Source organism: Marinobacter sp. CA1 (assembly GCF_020546665.1).
Lineage (GTDB): Bacteria > Pseudomonadota > Gammaproteobacteria > Pseudomonadales > Oleiphilaceae > Marinobacter > Marinobacter xestospongiae.
Genome location: NZ_CP071785.1, coordinates 448,671 through 467,439, shown reverse-complemented (window position 1 = coordinate 467,439; position 18,769 = coordinate 448,671). Strand labels below are relative to the sequence as shown.

Annotated in this window: 15 protein-coding genes and 3 pseudogenes; 9 read left to right on the top strand and 9 right to left on the bottom strand. The window is 60.5% G+C overall.

The features are described from left to right. Positions 1–21 precede the first annotated feature (21 nt). Positions 22–528 carry a DUF2780 domain-containing protein gene (locus J2887_RS02170; protein ID WP_227173816.1) on the bottom strand — a complete coding sequence of 169 codons (507 nt, stop codon included), beginning with the start codon at positions 526–528 and terminating at the stop codon, positions 22–24. A gap of 158 nt (positions 529–686) precedes the next feature. Continuing rightward, positions 687–1,328, bottom strand: coding sequence for a cAMP-activated global transcriptional regulator CRP (gene crp / locus J2887_RS02165; protein ID WP_091811031.1), 642 nt, complete (start codon positions 1,326–1,328; stop codon positions 687–689). Positions 1,329–1,795: 467 nt separating this feature from the next. On the opposite strand from crp, the gene J2887_RS02160 reads away from it, so the two are divergent. The 5 genes and pseudogenes from J2887_RS02160 to J2887_RS02140 all read left to right on the top strand — a co-directional run. Next, positions 1,796–2,218, top strand: coding sequence for an OsmC family protein (locus J2887_RS02160; protein ID WP_227173815.1), 423 nt, complete (start codon positions 1,796–1,798; stop codon positions 2,216–2,218). 244 nt (positions 2,219–2,462) lie between these two features. Further along, positions 2,463–3,254, top strand: a complete 792-nt coding sequence (gene speD / locus J2887_RS02155) for an adenosylmethionine decarboxylase (protein ID WP_228752834.1) — start codon at positions 2,463–2,465, stop codon at positions 3,252–3,254. Positions 3,255–3,400: 146 nt separating this feature from the next. After that, the gene (locus J2887_RS02150; protein ID WP_227173813.1) at positions 3,401–4,003 is read left to right on the top strand and encodes an FMN-dependent NADH-azoreductase; all 603 of its coding nucleotides are present in this window, start codon (positions 3,401–3,403) and stop codon (positions 4,001–4,003) included. 33 nt (positions 4,004–4,036) lie between these two features. After that, positions 4,037–4,882 carry a pirin family protein gene (locus J2887_RS02145; RefSeq protein ID WP_227173812.1) on the top strand — a complete coding sequence of 282 codons (846 nt, stop codon included), beginning with the start codon at positions 4,037–4,039 and terminating at the stop codon, positions 4,880–4,882. Between the two features lie 138 nt (positions 4,883–5,020). Then, positions 5,021–5,215 (top strand): annotated as a pseudogene (locus J2887_RS02140) (hypothetical protein); the annotation flags it as partial. Between the two features lie 227 nt (positions 5,216–5,442). On the opposite strand, the gene J2887_RS02135 reads toward J2887_RS02140, so the two are convergent. Then, complete coding sequence (locus tag J2887_RS02135) at positions 5,443–6,321, bottom strand: hypothetical protein (RefSeq protein ID WP_227173811.1); 879 nt, start codon at positions 6,319–6,321, stop codon at positions 5,443–5,445. Positions 6,322–6,446: 125 nt separating this feature from the next. Further along, positions 6,447–6,602: pseudogene (locus tag J2887_RS02130) on the bottom strand (IS630 family transposase); the annotation flags it as partial. Between the two features lie 126 nt (positions 6,603–6,728). Between J2887_RS02130 and J2887_RS02125 the strand changes: the two are divergent. Both J2887_RS02125 and J2887_RS02120 read left to right on the top strand, forming a co-directional pair. Next, positions 6,729–7,085, top strand: a pseudogene (locus J2887_RS02125) (IS4 family transposase); the annotation flags it as partial. 304 nt (positions 7,086–7,389) lie between these two features. Continuing rightward, positions 7,390–7,551: a hypothetical protein gene (locus tag J2887_RS02120; RefSeq protein ID WP_227173810.1), complete on the top strand. Its 162-nt coding sequence runs from the start codon at positions 7,390–7,392 to the stop codon at positions 7,549–7,551. A gap of 60 nt (positions 7,552–7,611) precedes the next feature. Here J2887_RS02120 and J2887_RS02115 read toward each other — a convergent pair whose 3' ends face one another. Both J2887_RS02115 and J2887_RS02110 read right to left on the bottom strand, forming a co-directional pair. Next, entirely contained in the window at positions 7,612–10,017 is a 2,406-nt protein-coding gene (locus tag J2887_RS02115; RefSeq protein WP_227173809.1) for a TonB-dependent siderophore receptor, read from the bottom strand. A gap of 113 nt (positions 10,018–10,130) precedes the next feature. Continuing rightward, positions 10,131–10,628, bottom strand: a complete 498-nt coding sequence (locus tag J2887_RS02110) for a sigma-70 family RNA polymerase sigma factor (RefSeq protein ID WP_227176030.1) — start codon at positions 10,626–10,628, stop codon at positions 10,131–10,133. A gap of 243 nt (positions 10,629–10,871) precedes the next feature. On the opposite strand from J2887_RS02110, the gene glsB reads away from it, so the two are divergent. Next, entirely contained in the window at positions 10,872–11,813 is a 942-nt protein-coding gene (glsB, locus tag J2887_RS02105; RefSeq protein ID WP_227173808.1) for a glutaminase B, read from the top strand. Between the two features lie 19 nt (positions 11,814–11,832). Here glsB and J2887_RS02100 read toward each other — a convergent pair whose 3' ends face one another. Genes J2887_RS02100 through J2887_RS02090 form a run of 3 tightly spaced genes read right to left on the bottom strand, consistent with a single transcriptional unit; the run spans position 11,833 to position 17,475 of the window. Next, positions 11,833–12,840, bottom strand: coding sequence for a GNAT family N-acetyltransferase (locus J2887_RS02100; protein WP_227173807.1), 1,008 nt, complete (start codon positions 12,838–12,840; stop codon positions 11,833–11,835). 2 nt (positions 12,841–12,842) lie between these two features. Beyond that, entirely contained in the window at positions 12,843–13,709 is an 867-nt protein-coding gene (locus J2887_RS02095; RefSeq protein WP_227173806.1) for a phosphoribulokinase, read from the bottom strand. Positions 13,710–13,713: 4 nt separating this feature from the next. Further along, positions 13,714–17,475 carry a DUF1631 family protein gene (locus J2887_RS02090; RefSeq protein WP_227173805.1) on the bottom strand — a complete coding sequence of 1,254 codons (3,762 nt, stop codon included), beginning with the start codon at positions 17,473–17,475 and terminating at the stop codon, positions 13,714–13,716. Between the two features lie 137 nt (positions 17,476–17,612). On the opposite strand from J2887_RS02090, the gene J2887_RS02085 reads away from it, so the two are divergent. Next, entirely contained in the window at positions 17,613–18,755 is a 1,143-nt protein-coding gene (locus tag J2887_RS02085; RefSeq protein WP_324197240.1) for an aminopeptidase, read from the top strand. Positions 18,756–18,769 lie beyond the last annotated feature (14 nt).

Below are 18,769 nucleotides of genomic sequence, written 5' to 3'. Positions count from 1 at the left end.
CCCGCGAGGAAGACGGAACATTCAGCCGGCGCTGGGCGTCCACAAACTGCCCAGCTGGCCCAGCAACTCCGAGCCTACGCCCTGGTTGCCAAGAAAGCCCAGCACGATGGGCACAAACTGCTGCACCATGCCCGCGTCCAGCCCCATGGCGCCAAAGGCCTGCTGAACACCATCGAGGGAGGAGATGTTGGACAGCAGCGCACCGGTCAGACTGCCATCGCCGCCCTTGCCCAGCAACCCGGAAAGCCCGGACACTTCGCTGGTTACGCCGTTCATGGTGCTTTCACCAAGCTGGTTCTGGGCCATTCGCAATAACGCACCGGTGCCGCCGACGGCCTGGGTTTCGGTCACACCCAGCTGGTCCTGGAGCTGGCCAATCAGGCTTTGGGCCTCACCGCTGACTTCGGCAGCGGTAGACAGCGCCTGGGCGCCGCTGGACATGGCTTCTTCCAGGTCCAGAGCGCCGGCGGTGGGTGCCAGCAGATAGAAACTCGATACGAGCAGAAATCGTTTGAGGATAGAACTCATTGGGGCTCCCTGTGGTGGGTCAGCGAGGACAGCCTGGCAGCGGCGCCCTTTGCGCAAGAATTGGGATACCCACTATATGGGGACAAAGCGCCAGAATCGCAAGCGCCGACGGGTTAACAATCCGCAATCAGCGCCTGCTGCGGCGAACGGCCAACCCGCTAGCGGGTGCCGTACACCACCATGGTCTTGCCTTTCACCTGCACCAGCCCCTGGTCTTCCAGAGTTTTCAGAACCCGGCCCACCATCTCCCGGGAACATCCGACAATGCGGCCGATCTCCTGACGGGTGATCTTGATCTGCATGCCATCCGGGTGGGTCATGGCATCCGGCTCCTTGCACAGGTCGAGCAGGGTCCGCGCCACCCGGCCGGTGACATCCAGAAACGCCAGGTCACCCACCTTGCGGGTGGTCTGACGCAGGCGGGTCGCCATCTGCTCACCAATGAAGTAGAGCACCCGCGGGTCCTGCTGGGCGATTTCACGGAACTTGGTGTAGCTGATCTCCGCCACTTCGCACTCGCTCTTGGCTTTGACCCAGGCGCTGCGGGAGTCCATGTTATCGAACAACCCCATTTCGCCGAAGAAATCTCCCGCGTTGAGGTAGGCCATGATCATCTCGCGACCGTCGTCATCCTCGATGATGACGGTGACCGATCCCTTGACGATGTAGAACAGCGAATCGCTCTTGTCACCGGCATAGATGATGGTGCTTTTTGCTGGATAGCGCCTGCGATGGCACTGTGAAAGGAAGTAGTCCAGGTGTTTGGTCTTCTGCTCAACCGGCTTGACGATAGTGGCCATAGCGTGAGTCATGCCTCCTTAATACTGGCGGGTCCCGGCGTTGTTGTTAATACCCTGCTTTCCGTGCGGGTTTAAAGGCAGAGCACCTGACGCCCTGGGCGACCCGGTGATCCTGCCGAACGGTTATGTGTCATTGCTGCCACGGGAAGGGCCACACGTCACGTGTAGGACGGCGATCTGTCGCCGTTGACTGTTCTCCCCCGAGCCGCATTCGCCCGCCCCTGACGGGGCGCTCAGCGCCGCGGCTGTCCCGGCACTCTTTTTGGCGCCTTGGCGGGAAACTTATAACAAGATGGTCATGGATCGGCAACCGACGATCGTCAGTTTCATGACACCGCGTCATTAAAGGGCATGGTTTTGACACCCACCCTGCCCGTGCCTGGCCTCACGGGGATGTGCTAGCATCCCAGCTCTTTAGCCCGGTCCTGCCTGCGGCCGGCTTACCCCCAGCAACTGGAGATCCGCGGATGAAAGCAACCATCGACTGGACCGGCAACGCCAGCTTCAAGGCCACCAGTGGCAGTGGCCACAGCGTGCAGATGGACGGACCACCGGACCACGGCGGCGAGAACCTCGGACCAAGACCGATGGAAATCCTGCTGATGGGCCTGGGCGGCTGTTCCTCTTTTGACGTCATGAGCATCCTGCAGAAAAGCCGCCAGGACGTCACCGACTGCCGCGCCGAACTGGAGGCGGAGCGGGCCGACGCGGTGCCGTCGGTATTCACCCGCATTCACCTGCACTTTGTGGTCACCGGGCGGGGTCTCAAGGAGAACCTGGTGAAGCGGGCGGTCAGCCTGTCCGCCGAGAAATACTGCTCGGCGTCGATCATGCTGGAACAGGCCGGTGTCGAGATCAGCCACAGCTACGAAATCCAGCCCGCCGACTGACCTTCCCGGTGCCTGAAAGGCCCTGCTGCCAGGGCTTTTCCGGCCAGCCTCCGGCAGCCCGTCATGGGGCTGCTAAAATGTTGCCCCAGACTCTATCCAACGCCTGACCCGGTGTGCATAATACGCACCCTTCACCGCCGGTCTGCGCAAAAGGTGATCAACCGGGTCAGTGATCGGTGGCGGCCTAGGCGACGTGCAAATGCGCGTCCTAATCATTCATCTCCAAACGTTGGGGAGGCTGAACGTGGAAACCAAACTCCAGCTGCACGGTTTCAACAACCTGACCAAATCCTTAAGTTTCAACATCTACGACATCTGTTACGCGCAGACCGAAGAGCAACGTCAGGCCTACATCGAGTACATCGACGAGATGTACAACGCCGAGCGGCTGACCCAGATCCTGTCGGATGTGGTCAAGATCATCGGCGCCACTATCCTCAACGTCGCCCGCCAGGATTACGAGCCCCACGGCGCGTCCGTCACCATGCTGATCGCCGAGCACGAAATCACCGGTGACGAGAGCTACAACGAGGAGTCCCCCGGACCGCTGCCGGATGCCATTGTTGCTCACCTGGACAAGAGCCACGTCACCGTGCACACCTATCCGGAAAGCCACCCCCACGAGGGCATCAGCACCTTCCGCGCCGACATCGACGTCTCCACTTGCGGACTGATCTCGCCACTGAAAGTGCTCAACTACCTGATCCACAGCTTCGATTCGGATGTGGTAACGGTGGATTACCGGGTTCGGGGCTTTACCCGCGATGTTGATGGCACCAAGCATTACATCGACCACGACATCAACTCGATCCAGAACTACCTGAGCGAGGACACCCAGAACGCCTACCAGATGATTGACGTCAACGTGTATCAGGAGAACCTGTTCCACACCAAGATGATGCTCAAGGAGTTCGATCTGGATAACTACGTGTTCGGCGTCAACGCCAGTGACCTGGACCCGGCAGAAGCCCGCTCTATCGAAGAGCGCCTGAAGCGGGAAATGCTCGAGATTTTCTACTCCCGCAACGTGGAATAACTGCGCAGGACGGTGGTGTCGCATCGCGGCCACCGTCCATCAGTTTTTTTGATCGTTCCTTCCAAATCTCTCCGTTTTCTTCCCTGGCCGTTTCTCCGTTTAATACTCCCATACTCTGAACCAACTGATATGGGGAACAGAACGCCATGAAGAACATCCTTGTGATCACCGCCAGTATTTTTGGTCAAAACGGACAGTCCTCCCAACTGGTCAATCAGACCCTGGACAAACTGACCCGCCAGCATCCCGACGCCACCGTCACCATTCGCGACCTGGCGAAGAATCCGGTCCCGCACCTGGATGCCGAGCGTTTTGGCGCCTTCCTGGCTGCCCAAGATGAGCCAACCGCCGATCAGGCGGACGTCCTGGCATTTTCTGACGCGCTGATTGAGGAGTTGAAGCAGGCCGACGCGGTGATTCTCGGGGTGCCGATGTACAACTTTGGTGTGCCGTCGGTGCTGAAGGCCTACTTTGACCACATTGCCCGCGCCGGCATCACCTTCCGTTACACCGAGAATGGTCCGGTGGGTCTACTGGCAGACCGCCCGGTATATGTACTCGCGGCCCGCGGCGGCATCTACGCCGGTACCGCCAACGACAGCCAGACCCCGTTCCTGCGCTCGTTCCTGGGCTTTCTGGGCCTGACCAGCGTGGAGTTCGTCTACGCCGAGGGCCTGAACATGGGCGACGACCAGAAGACCAGCGCCCTGGACCAGGCAGGCACCGAAATCGACGCCCTCACAGCCTGAGGGTCATCAGACGGGACACTTGGGAGGCCGATCATGACCGCACGCACCATCAAACAGCAGATTGCCGCTCTGGCGACCTCCGACGGCGCCGGGGTACGCATCAAGCGTTCCCTGGGCCAGAGTCAGGCGGTGCGCATGGACCCGTTCCTGATGCTGGACGAGTTCGGCTCGGAGCAGGCAGCGGACTACATCGCTGGCTTTCCGGCGCATCCGCACCGGGGCTTCGAGACGGTCACCTACATGCTCCAGGGCCACATGCTGCATGAGGACCACCTGGGCAACCGCGGCAACCTTCAGACCGGTGGCGTGCAGTGGATGACCGCCGGTCGCGGCATCATCCACTCGGAGATGCCGCAGCAGGAAGAAGGCCTGATGCGGGGGTTCCAGCTCTGGCTCAATCTGCCCGCCGCCGAGAAAATGAAACCAGCGGGCTACCGCGACATTCAGGCGAACGAGATTCCGTCAGTGCAGCTGCCCGGCGGCACCGTCAAACTGATTGCCGGCAGCCTGACCCTGGCAGGCGAGCGCCATCAGGGCGCGGTGGTCGGCGGCAGCACCTGCCCGCTGTACCTGGATCTGACACTGGAACCCAACGGCAACCTCACCCTGCCGGTTGAACTGGCACTGAATGCCATGGTGTACCTTTACCAGGGCCAGGCTTCGGTGGCCGGAGAGGCCCTGCAGACCAGCGCCGCCAGCCTTCTGACAGAGGGCGACCAGTTGACGGTCAGCGCCAGCAGCGACGGAGCCAGAGTGCTGCTGATCGCCGGCAAACCCATCGGCGAGCCCATCGTGCAGTACGGCCCGTTCGTGATGAACAGCCGTGAGGAGATCGAGCAGGCGTTACAGGATTACCGCAATGGCCAGCTTACTGCCTGACTGGCCACTGCAGGCTCCCCCAACAGCGCCCCGTGTCCAACAGGTTACGGGGTGTGTCTGTACTCCCCCGGAGTCGGCCGTTGTCCAGCACTTACGGATAATACCGCACATGGTTTGATGGCATGCTGGACAATGACGAGTCAGCGTTCGAGCGGCGCCTCCGCCGCTCAGGACGTGATGGCCCGCAACGAGGTGAGCCTGCTGCTGAGCCATTACGCTTACCAAGTCCTGCATGGCCTTCGCAGTCTCTTGGATCGGCAAACCCGGTCAGGCTGGGACCTGAACCGGATGCGCGAGCAGGTAGCCACCACACTGTCGCTTCATGCCCGGCAAGATCCCGCACTGTAGACCGCAGTGGCAGCCGGCGATGACTACTGTCTGGACGGTCGACTTTGATTTCTTGACATCACTGAGCAGCGTTAGAAAGGTGAAACGTCGCTTCAGACTGCCTGAATACTGTCTAGGATTAGTAGAGCACTACAAATCGATTACCCTTGTAGTAAAATACTGGCCAGAAACAGGCTCTCCAAGATCACCAATCTTATATTCAAACCTTCTAATTACTCGCAGTTATAGTTAAACAAATAGTCCCCATGATCATCGTCAACACTACATAGCATCAAAGGGCCAAGAGAAACCGATCCACTTGGAGCTCCAATCCGAATCCCGACACGCATTGCAGCATCGATAAAACGATTTAGAGCATCAACACCCCCTCTTTTGAAGCTGTAGGCACCACTTACGTAACCAGAGGAGTGCGCTGATATATAGTTACCATCTACATCCCGACCACGGCGAAACTCAAATTGAGGTCGATCAATGTCATCAAATCCAACAAGCCTGAAAGTTGCCGTAGAACCATCACTGAAGCTTGCGGTAGCAAAGAGTTCTCCCAGATTGATTCTATCATTGAAGAAAATACGAATTATCGCGCCAGCACCCACCCCAACCTCTTGAATCAAAGAGAAGTTTTCATACATATACTTGGAAACATTGAATTGCAAATAGCTCGCCCCAACCAAATCGTAAGCACTCCCTGCAACAGATGGTGGCACCTCAACACGGGAGGACTTCATAGCCTCTTTAGCTTCGTACACCCGATAGAAATTATGCTCAACCGCTCGCACCGTACTGACCTCTTTAACCTCCCTAATAATCAACTCTTCCTCCATAAAGCTCGGAGGCTTTCTGATCAACTCCCAACTAACTTCCCAATTAAAAATCGAACCATTGTCAAAATCAGCAACTGTAATAGACGTCGTGTAAACTTCATTAAGAGGTATCTGATTAGCTGGACGGGATCGCGATTGAGCGAGTCTTTTCATATCACTGTAGGAGCACCCATTACAGGAGACGAACTCTTTTTGGTCAGCCGCATGAGCTTTATAGACAAAACTAAAAGTGAAAGCTATTGCAAACAAAAAATTAATCCATTTCATAGCGCAATCCGTATTGATAACGAAGATCATTTAGATTTGCGATAATATGAGATCGATGCCTCAATGTCCATAACTTCCCACAGGGTATCCGGCGGATTCATATAAGTGCCTACAACGTCACACTATTTCAGCTCAGCAAAGATTGGACCGTTACTAATTTTGAACGTTCTGAGCCGGCGCGGCTTCAAATCAGCCGTCCTCCAGATCTGGCGTACTTGCCAGCTCGTCACGCCAGCATGCTTGACCATGAGGCTGATGCTCCAGTGCATGGCCCCTTTAGGTCAACGCCATCAATCAAAGAAATTTCACGATAAATATCATATATTTATGGCAATCAAAAAACACGGGAGACAGTATTTTGAGCCCCAAGCCCATCCCCTCGGTTGACTCTTCCAGCCAGATCCTGACTGAAAAGTGCACATAAAATAACCACCCCGCTTGAGTGCCCCAACTTCATCGCGGCCCATCGACACAAAGCCACCGATTTCACCCGAAAACGCTGTCTGACCTTCCGCAACCTGATCCTCTTCCTGCTTAACCAACCCAACAGCGCACTTCAGACCGAACTGGACCAGCTGGGCCTGCGCCATACCTGGTGCGGACTGCGCCTGCTTGGCGTTGATGGCTCCAACATTCACCTACCGCTGGAACCGGACCTGGTGCACCATTTCGGCCTTCACAGCGGGCTACCCGTAGCCCGGCTGTCGATGCTCTACGACCTTTGCGACGGCCAAAGCCGGCACAGCCTGTTGATCACCCCGGACGAATACCCTGATCCGGCTCGAGCCTGATCAATAGATACCACCTGGGAGCCAATCGATGAAAATCATTGGTGGTCTGATTGGGGGCTTACTGGTCCTGGCATTGTTTCTGGGGCCGGCCCTTGGTCTGTACTCTTTAGTCAGTACTACGTGTCACGGGACACGCTGGCGTCGTTGAGCTACGAAGGGACAGCAGAGGCCGTCATCACCGATTGTGAATCCATCCGGTTGTCGGGCTCGAGCCCTCGCTATCGGCGCGTGCCGGTGGCCGTCACGGAGTCCGGGAGGCGGGTGCGGGGTACGGTTGATGAAGTGCGATTTCTCTGGGAATGCGACGATCAACAGCTTTCATCAGATGTGGTTCCTGCCGATGGTACTCGCCACCGTCTGCCTTGTGCTGTATCCGGCGATGATCAATGGGTATGTGAAGAAATACCGTCGTTGGCAGCAGAACAAAGGGGACGGATGACGTCCCCTTTCACGTTCCGGCATTCAGGCGGTCAACGGACCGCCTGCCAGGGATCTCCAGTCAGAACGAGTAGCGCACCGTGGCCGTCAGGTTGCGAGGCGCACCGATGTTGTGCTGGCTCACCTGGGTGCGGTAGCGCTTGTCGAGCGCGTTCTCCAGGTTCAGTGCCAGGCTCAGCTGCGGGTGCATCTGATAACGCGCCATCAGGTCCACCACCGCACGACTGTCCTCGCGGTATAGGGCCTTTTGTGCATCGCTGTAGTAGGAGCCGTTCTCCCAGACCTTGCTCTGCCAGATCACACCACCACCCAGAGTCAGGCCCTGCAGGGTTTGGCTGAAGTCGTAGCTGGTGGACAGCTTGAACTGGTTCTCCGGCACCACGGAGGTGTTGAGGCGGTTGTCATCCCCGTCCCGGGTGATGACGTGGGTAAAGCCCCCGGCCAGTTGCCACCCTGGCGTCAGCTCGCCGCTCAGTTCCAGCTCCCAGCCATTGGTCTTGGTATCACTGGCCGCAACATAGGCCTGACCACCGTCCGGCGTCAGCTTGTCGCCATCGGCAACCGCCAGGTTGTCCTTGAGGGTGTGGAATACCGCAGCCGTCGCATTCAGACGCCCGTTCATCAGCTCGGTTTTCACTCCGACTTCGTAGTTCTTGCCCTGCTCCGGGTCCAGCGTGGTGCCGTCCTCATCCTCATTGCTCTGGGGATTGAAGATGGTGGTGTAGCTCGCGTAGGCAGACCAGTTGGGGACAAACTCGTAGACCAGGCCCAGGTAGGGCGTGAACTGACCGCTTTCGTCCAGACCACTTTCCACATTGCGGTACTTGCTGACCCGACCGCCGAGGATGATTGCCAGTTCATCCACCGGGCGCAGCCGGGTGGTAACGTAGCCCCCGGACTGGCGAATGTTGGAGGTGCTGCGGCCAGAGGACTCAAACGGCAGGTGCGGCGTACTGCCATCGAACTCGTAAATGTTGTCCACCGGCACAACGTGGCGCCGGAAGCCCGGATCATCCTTCTCCAGCCGGGCCCAGTTGAAGCCGGCAGCCAACTCATGCTCCCGGCCAAACAGGGTGTAGTAGCCCGACAGGCTGCCGTCCAGCGTGTTCTGGGTCGGTTTGTCGATGCTCTTGCCGAACGTCACCCCAGAGGAATTGTCCTCTGCCTGGATATCGTGGGCGGCCACGCCATAGAGTTGATCGCCGTCGATGCGGGTATGGGTCGCCGCCAACCTGGCTTCCCAGCCATTGTGAAAGCGGTGATCCAGGTTGGCGAAGAACGTGCTGTGGTCCATGTCGAGATAGGAGGATCTGGTGTACGGGTTATCAAACCCACTCAGATGGGTTCGGTTGCCGTCAGTGTCCGCATAGGGGAAGCCGTGCATGCTGGTCTGGCGATTGCGCATCCGGAAGTGTTCGATACCACCGCGCACCACCGTCTCCGCTGACAGGTCCGCCTCTATCACCCCGTAGAGCGTGCTTTTCTCACTGCTGGCCCGCTCCATCCAGGATTGGTTGTCGGTGTGGGCGGCGACCACTCGCGCACGCACACTGCCGTCCCCGGCCAGGGGACCGGACACGTCCACCTCGCCACGATAGCGGTCCCAACGGCCGGCCTTCACGCTCGCGTGTCCCTGGAACTCCCGGGTCGGCCGCTTGCGAACCAGGTTGATGGTGGCACTGGGATCTCCGGCACCACTGAGCAGCCCCGTCGCTCCTCGCACCACCGTCATCTGGTCATAGACCGCCATATCGCGACCCGACGCACCACCGCGCCCCCGGAACCCGCCCAGGGCCGAGGTATTGATGCCATCGAACTGGTAGTTGTTGATGCCAAAGCCACGGGAGTAGTAGGTGATGTAACCGGTTTCCGCATCCCCATGCTGGGACCGTGAAATGCCCACCGTCTGCTCCAGCGCATCGTTGATGGTGCGGACATTCTGATCGTCCATCTGCTGGCGGGTGATGACCGTCACCGACTGCGGCGTTTCCCGCAGGGTCAGCCCCAGCCCGGTTGCGGTGTCGGTCTCTCCGATCAGGGTATAGGAGCGGGTGTGTTCCGTAGCCATCGCCAGAGCCGTTGCCGACACCTCCACCGGCGCCAGGGCATGGTTTGCGGCCGGGACTACCGAGTAGCCTCCGTTTGCCGAGGCCAACGCCTGCAACCCGGTCCCCGCCAGCAATCGGGCCAGCCCTGCCGCTGCGGTATAACCGCCGTTCAGCCCCTGGCTATGCACCTCCGCAGCGTTCGCCGGCAACGACACCGCCACCCCGGCCTGGGCACGGAACTGCTTCAGCGCTGCATCCAGAGGCCCCGGGGCGATGGCGAACCGGACGGTTTGCTCCACGCGCTGGGACGCCGATGTCGACGGCCCCTGGGCCACCGCCACCGGTGACAGGGTGGCGGCAGGCAGGATCGTGGCAAGACCCCACAACATCATGGAACACTTGGTTTTTCGTATCAGCATTACTCATTCCTTTTTGATGGTTCGGCAGCGTGTACGCAACGCCGCTACCAACAAAGACGAATGAGAATCAAAAACAACAACGCCCGATGCGTTATTTCTCGACCATCTCGCGACTACGCCTCCAGCAACGGCAGGAAGCCGTCGACCGTGTGGGTGACGTGCTTGCGGACGGTATTGACCGACACCCCGAGCTGACCGCTGATGGCGACGTAATTCATGCCCTCGAGCCGGGATAACCGGAAGATCTCCCGGGTGCGGGCACCAAGTTCACCCAACCGACTGTCGATCGCCACCAGGGTTTCGATGAGACTCTCCCGGGTCTCCGGCGAGCGCTCAAACACTGGCGGCTGCAACGTCAGGGAATCCACATACGCCTGCTCGTGACGGCGTCGACGGATCAGATCCACCATCAGGTTACGGGCGATGCGGCCCAGGTAGGCCCGGGGCTGTCGCAGCTCCTCGCACGGACGCTGCCTCAGCACACGGATAAAGGTGTCCTGGGCCAGCTCGGCCGCGGTCTCCGGGCAGCAGAGTCGCTGAGTCAGCCAGTTGCGCAACCAGCCATGATGCTCCTGATACAGCACCGCGATCTCCGCCTCCCAGTTCAGCATCGTCGTCACCAGCGCTCCCTCCGGTCACTCAAAAGCAAATGATTATCATGCGCGGCAATATTACCTGAACTTAACCCGACTATGAACAACCGGCGTTGATCGCAATCCGCTCAGAGCCACACACGCCGCCCTGCGTTTCACAACCTCCACGGCGATTCCTGGTCGTTCCCCAGCAGATCAAACCGGGTATTGGCGTGCCCCCCGACTCTCGGCGAATGGACGTGCAATCCTCCAGATCCGATAATGCGCGCCCATTTTCGTGCTCCGGACTACACCGTGAAAGACCTGCTCGACGACATCTGCCACCACGTCCGCCCACTCATTGGGCAGGGCCGGGTCGCCAACTACATCCCGGCCCTCGGCCGTGTGAACCCGGACCAGTTTGGTATCGCCATCTACAGCAACAACGGGGATCTCTATACCGCCGGCGATGCCGACCAGGCGTTCTCGATCCAGAGCATCTCCAAGGTCTTCAATCTGATTCTGGCGATGCAGCACTGCGGGGAAGACATCTGGCAACGGGTGGGACAGGAACCATCCGGGCAACCCTTCAACTCCCTGGTGCAGCTGGAGTATGAGGCCGGCATTCCCCGCAATCCGTTCATCAACGCCGGCGCCCTGGTCATCAGCGACATCAACTACGCCCACATCGCCGCCCCTCAGCAGGCCATGCGCTCGTTCGTCCGCCGCCTGTCCGGCAACTCCGAACTGCATTACGACCAGGCCGTGGCCGATTCGGAGTACGAGACCCGTGCCCGCAACGCCGCCATGGCCTACCTGATGCAGTCGTTTGGCAACTTCCACAACAACGTGGAGGACGTGCTGCGCTATTACTTCAACAACTGCTCACTGAGAATGTCCTGCATCGACCTGGCCCGGGCTTTCAGCTTCCTCGCCAACGGTGGTTTCTGTCGCCACAGCGACACCCGGATCCTGGCCCGAGGGGACACCAAGAAGATCAACGCGCTGATGGCCACCAGCGGGCTGTACGATGAAGCCGGCAACTTCGCCTATCGGGTCGGCCTGCCGGGCAAGAGTGGTGTCGGCGGCGGCATCGTGGCCATCGTTCCTGGCCAGTTTTCCGTCTGTGTGTGGTCGCCGGAGCTGAACGAGGCAGGCAACTCCCTCGCCGGTATGGCGGCGCTGGAGATGCTGAGTGAGAGGATCGGTTGGTCGATTTTCTAGGGAACCCTAGATTAACTCCCTAGGCTGACAGCCGCTTCTCCATGTAATGGGTGCCGTCTGCCGTTTTCAATGTCTGAAACCCCAGCCGCTGGTACAGCACCACAGCCGGATTACCTGGAAACACTCGCAACCGCAGGCGCTTTATTCCAGCCTTGTGGGCCCGGGTTACGACATGTTCGATTGTCTGGGTTCCAATGCCCTTCCCCTGCCAACCGGGACATACCTGCAGGTTCCGGACGTAGCATGCCAGATCGTCCCAGCCCAGCTGGATAACACCGATAACCTGTCCAGCCGCGGTGATCTCAAGGTTGTCCAGTTGCCGCCAGTCCCGCTCAAACTGCTCAGGGTCCCAGCTCATCCCGGCTTGAGAGTAATAGCTCGCCATATTGTCGCGACTAAGACCCTCTGCAAACGCCTTGTCCCGGGCCGGGCGAAACGCGATGGCACCGCCCGGGGGGATAGCCGCAGATCCAGCAAGACCAAGCCGTGAAAGAATGAACGATGCCCGCTCGGCAACGGAGCCGGTCGGAACCTCAATCACCTGATAGCCGTACTGTTGGTAGTTGGCAAGCATGTGTTCACAGGTTCGCTCCGCTTCAGCGAAACTCTGCTTTCGCTCTGCGTCGTTGACGAAGATCTCCTGCCAGGGTGGAAACAGGAACACCTGCAAGTGGTACCGCAGAGACCGACAGCGGTCTTCAAGACCGGGAGGAAGCGCCAGCCCTTCGAGTCGGGCATAGCCCAGGCAGTCGATCAGTCCCCGGTCAAAAAACACCGGATCAGCACACGCCAGATAAGCGCCATAGCGAGCCACTTCCGCCCGGATCATTTCCTCAAGAAAGGCTGCACGATCCAGCCACGGCAGGGCCTGCCCCTGTTGTTCAAGCTGCTGTCGAATCACCGCCCGCCCCACTTCCGGAGCACCGTCAAAGCCCTGCTGTTTGAGGTATTCAAGGGTGGTGGTCTTGCCGGAGCCAGGGCCGCCGGTAAAGACAATACGGTCAGCTGGTGAAAGCGGCGTGAACATGCTCAGGCAAACGGCTTCTGCTGCATCAGCTTCTGGACCATGGGCCGCATGATCAGGTCCATGGCCAGGGACAGCTTGGTGCCGGGAATAACCAGGGTGTCGTGGCGGGAAACGCTGCTGCCGGCGATCATCTGCAGGAGGTAGGGAAAGTCCACATCCAGCGGGTCGCGGAAGTGGATGACGATCATGCTCTCATCGTCGGTGGGCACCTCCCGGGCCACAAAGGGATTGGAGGTGTCCACCAGCGGGATACGCTGGAAGTTGATATGGGTATGAGAAAACTGCGGCACGATGTCGTGAACGTAGTCATCCATGCGGTTGATGATGGTTGTCACCACCGCGTCCTGGCTGTAGCCCCGCTTGAAGGTATCGCGATGGATCTTCTGTATCCACTCCAGATTGACGATGGGCACGACACCAATCAGCAGATCAACATACTGGGCGGTGTTGAAGCTGTCACTGACCACACCACCGTGCAGTCCCTCGTAGAACAGCAGATCTGTGTCCGCCGGCAGCGACTCCCATGGGGTAAACGTGCCCGGCTTATGGCCGCTGGCAATCAGCGTCCGGTCTTCATCGTGGACGTATTGCCGGCTCTGGCCGTTCCCGGTGTGGCAGTAGTCGTAAAACAACGCCTCAAGCTTGTCGATGTGGTTGGCCGCCAGAGCAAAATGGTTGCGCTCACCAAACTGGCCCTTGGCCGCCAGCCTGGCCATCTGCTCGCGATTATAGCGGTGGAAGCTGTCACCGCTGACCATCGCCGCATGAATCCCTTCGGCAGCAAACAGTCGGCTGAAGATCTGCCCGGTGGTGGTGGTCCCGGCACCCGAGGAGCCGGTCACCGCAATGATCGGATGACGTCTCGACATACCCTCAGCCCAGCCTGTCCAGCAGCCGTGGTTTCTCGATGACGTAGCCCTGGGCATAGTCCACGCCGAGCTGGCGCAGGCCATCCAGGATCTCCCGGCTCTCAACCTGGGTGGCGATGACTTCCCGCTTCATGTAGTGGGCCATCTCCACCATGGACGCCACGATGGCGCGATCGGTCTGGCTGCTGGTGACCTGACTGGTAAAGGCTCCATCCAGCTTGATCAGATCCACAGGCAGACTGCGCAGCAGCTGGTAGGAATTGGGACCACTGCCGAAATTGCCGAGACAGAACCGGCACCCCAGCTCCTTCATCTCGCGAATGAACTCGGCCACGCCGGGCAGATCGTTGATCGCAGCCGCCTCGGTGATCTCGAACCACAGCCTTTCGATTGGCGCATCCTTCTGGCTGAGCTTGTCGTAGATGAACTCCAGCAACGATTCGTCATTGAGCGAGTAACCGGAGAGGTTGATGCACACGCCCCCCAACTGCTCGGCCCGTACATCCGACTCCCGCAGCCAGTCCAGCATATGGCCGACCACCCAGCGGTCCACCGCCTGCATTCGGTTGTAGCGCTCCGCCGCCCGCACGAAATCACTGCCGGTAATCAGGTTGCCGGCGTCGTCGTACATGCTGATCAGCACTTCGTACTGGGCCCCCATGCGGGCACCGGGGTGCAGTGGAATGATTTTCTGGCAGCGCAGCAACATGCGCTCTTCGTCCAGGTTGCCAAGGCTGGCTAGCTTGGCTGCAATCTGTTCCTGGCGGTTCTGCTCGGTTTCGTTCGCCGCGTAATAGGCCAGCCGGCCATCCCCCAGCCGCTTGGCACTCTTACAGGCATCATCCACCGCCCGTAACCAGCGCTCGGGGGTGGACAGGGACGGCAGGGGCGCGGCCAGGCCGGCACAGGCCGACAATTGGTAGCGACGACCAGAGTGAACCAGTTCCAGCGCTTCGATGTCGCGAATGATCTGTTCAGTCACGGTCTCGGCCTGCTCCGCTGGCAACAGCCAGGCGAACTCGTTGCTGCCGAACCGGGCCAGGGGCATGCCGCCATCCACCCGGGCCTGGAGGATTTCCGCCACCTGTCTCAGGGCGCCATCCCCGGCCTGGTAGCCAGCGGTGTCATTGAGCAGCCGGAACTGACGCAGATCGAGCTGCACCAGGAAGCGTTCGTCCTCATGACGCTCTAACTGCTGTTCCAGCAAGCGCTCAAACTCACGCCGGGCCAGCAGGCCGGTGAGTTCATCGTGGGTCGACGCCCAGGACAGTTGATCGTAAACCTTGCGCACCATGCGATCGATGCTCTCGTCCACCAGCGGTCGGTCGTACTGGCTGTCGGGCACGATCCTGCCCGCCTTCATACGGCGGGCCAGTTCCTCAAGATCCAGCTCCACCACCCGCATACCCTGGTGGTTCACAAACACAAAGCGACTGAATTCCCGGGCCACCCAGACCAGACGAATATACTGGGCAGTCTCCGCGCTTTCCTGGTCCCGCAGCCAGTCGCCGGTGCGCAGCTGCTGGGCCCGATGCAGCCACCGCACCAGGCTGTGCTCGCCATTGCCGCCATCGTCGGCTGCGCCCTGGCTGCTCTCAGCCTCCGGCATGTCAACGTATTCCACGTCCTGATCCGGCTTGCGCACCAGGAACTGCTTGAGCTGGTCCCGGATCTGGGACGGCGGCAGGTGGTTGCTGGAGATGGACGCCAACCCGTCCTGGATCAACCGCAGCAGTTCCGGCAGGTTGATGTCGCTGTCGGGGTCTTCGCCGAAGGCAATCAGCAAGTCGATCACCGCCAGGTAATCCTCCCACAACTGGCTGTCGGCGCCCTGGCGAATCCAGGTCAGCGACAGCAGGTCACGCCAGCCTCCATCAAGCAGACTGACGATGACCCTCGGCACCCGGCGACCGGCGAGACGCTGATCCAGCGCCTCGGCCACCGCGGTCTTGGATTCCGCCACCTTCTGGGCCCCTTCCGAGGCCGCCGTGACCCGCTCGACGTTGCGGCGATAGACCAGGTTCTGACGTTCGATCAGGGTGTCCAGCTCATGGACCACGTGCTCGAACACCCCGGTGTCCTGCTCAAAGTTGGTGGCAATCTGCTGCACCAGCTCATCGATGCGGCGCTGGGTAACCGGATTAATCCGGCCGCCCTTGACGCTGAGCTGGGCCAGGCGATTGAGCACGCCCCGCACCGGGCTGTTTTCGTCATCGAAGAACGAGCGGTCACGCAGAACCACCTTCAATACCGGGACTTCCAGCTGCTTGAGGTGGCGCTGCACCGCCTCGTTGATACGGGGGCTCTCGGAAATACTGCTGAAGAAGCGGTCCACCACATCGAGGGCGTCCTGCTGCTCGTCATCGAGGCGGCCGTCGGCATCGTCCCGCACCCGCGCCACCACCCGATCTTTCAACGGGGTGTGGTCATCCGCCTTGGCGACAGCGGCCAATTGCAGTTGCTGCAGTTCACGCTGGAACTCCCCGGTGGACAGGGGCCGGGCGTTGGGTGGAAACGCTACCGGGTCCGAATCCCCCCGGGCCAGGCGACTGGCCTGCAGGGTAGACAACAGGTTGCGCACCGTGGCAAAGGCCGACTGCGCGGCCTGGGAATGACCCTGGAACCCCAGTCCCGCGGCGCCGGCCTGGGCCGCGTCGGCGCGAGGCCTGGGAGTCGCCCCGACATCCGCCGGTGATGGCGAGGCCGGCGCTGCAGCGGGTTCGGCCATCGGCGGAGCCACGGGTTGCTTGCGCTCAGCCTGGGCACTGACCGGTTTGCGCTCACTGAGGTACTTGCTGAGATCCAGATCCGGCAGGATGCCGTGACGAACGAGAATCTGGTTCAGTTCCTGATACAGCGCCGCCAGACGGTTCAGCACCGTCTTTTCGAAGGTCTTCAGGCACACTTTCTCCACCGCCCGGCTGGCCTTGAGCAGTGCCAGACCGGCATGGAAAGACTCGCAGATCAGCGCCGGCCCCAAGGGATTCTGGTGGCCGGTGTCGTTACTGACACCGAGCTTGTCGAGGCGCAGTTTGAGCTGCAGCAGATCGCCACGGTACTGGGTGTCAGCCTTGGTCACCATCACCCGCAGGGTCAGCCAGTCCTCAAACTCGCCCTTTTCCACCAGCGACAGCTCACCGCCATCGGCACTCTTGCCGGCCGGCTTCAGGGGCGACGACAGGGCCTGGCTCATCTGGTGCCAGATTACCTTCTGGCGACCGGCCAACAGCCCCGAGGCATCGAGGAAGTCGTTCGCCTGCTGGTCGCTGGTGGCATGCTGCGCCGCTTCCTGCAAACTGGCCGTCATCTGGCCGAAGCATTCCTGCATCAACGGTTCCAGATAGCGCACCACCGAGCGGGCACACTGGTGAAGCACAAACTGGACCCGCTCGCTGGGGGCGTTAAGCGCCGGCCGCTCCTGTTCCTGTTCGGCACCACACAGTTGCAGCATGGCAGCCACCGCCTCCGGCTTCACGCTGGCAAACGCCACGCCGGCGGCGCCCGAGGTACGACGCACGACATTGACCCGCAGCTCGTGGCGGGTCTGGCCATCGGCGGCGCGAAAGCGCACATCCACCGCATGGCTGTCGCCCCGCTGGAGCTGCTGCTCCAGACGGCGTTCAGAGTCCGGGGAAAAGCGGATGTAGAGCCCTTCGGCGCAGAAGTCTGCGATCTGGCACGGCAGCACCGTGCCATCGTCCAGCACCAACTGAGCGGCGAGTTTGATGGCCCTGCGGGGACTGGAACGACGATCCTTGGAATCCATTGACGACCTGATACCTGGCGAAGCCGATACGAGAGTGGCGGTGCCCTCCCGCTTCCTTGTTCTGACCCGGCGTGGCAACTGCCACCCGGATTACGTTGGCTGTAGTATAGCGGCTACCAAGGTAGGAGAAAAAACCCGTGATTTTGCGTAGCCTTCCAGTACATGCAGACGCTCTCGCCGTATGGTCCCGACGCGGTTGCCTGCTGGTGCTGGCATTGCTGATCTCCGGCCTGCTTGGCGGCTGCTCGTCGCTGCGCTACTACCAGCAGGCCGTCGCAGGTCAGCTTGATCTGATGTGGTCCGCGCGTCCGGTGAGCGAGGTAATTGCCGACCCGGACATCGATCCTGCGTTGCGTCAGCGCCTGGAGCAGGCCCAGACGGCCCGACGCTTTGCCCGCGACCAGCTGGCACTGCCGGTGGGCGACGCCTACCGCGACTTCGTCGCCCTCGACCGCCCCTACGTGGTGGTCAATGTGGTGGCAGTGCCCGAGTTTTCCCTGCAGCCCCACCAGTGGTGTTACCCGGTGGTGGGCTGCCAGGCCTACCGCGGCTATTTCGATCCACAGATGGCCAGGGCCGAGGCCCAGACTTTCCGGGACCAGGGCTTTGACACCCTGGTCAGCGGCGTCACCGCCTATTCCACCCTGGGCTGGTTTGACGATCCCCTGCACAGTGGATTCACCCGCCTGCCCAGTGAGCGCATGGCCGCCCTGCTGTTCCACGAACTCGCCCACCGGGTGGTGTACGTCGCCGGCGATACCGCCTTCAACGAAAGCTTCGCCACCGCGGTGGAACTGGCCGGCCTGGAACTGTGGCTCAGCCGGCAAGGTGAACAGGCGCGATTCCAGGCCACCCTGGCGCGCCTGGAGCGGCGGGACCAGACCCTCGCCCTGGTCGCCGCCGCCAGCGAGCAGTTGCAGGCGCTGTACCACAGTGAAGACCCACTACCGCCCGAGCAGCTGCGGCAACACAAGGCCCGCATCCTCTCCGAATTGCGTCAGGCCTATCTGGCCAAAACCCGGGAATGGCATGCGCCGGGTCCGTTCGGGCTATCGCCGCCGGCATTCAACAACGCCCACCTGGCGCTGTTTCGTCAGTACAACCAATACCTGCCGGCCTTTCGCCAACTGCTGCGCGAGCATGACCATCATTTTGCCGACTTCTATGACGCTGTCAAAACGCTCGCCGCACAACCCCCAGCGCAACGGCAACGCCGGCTGCACACGCTGGCTGCCGCCGCTGCCGGCCAACCCGATCCGGATCATGGGGACTCCGATTAACGGCGGATCACCTC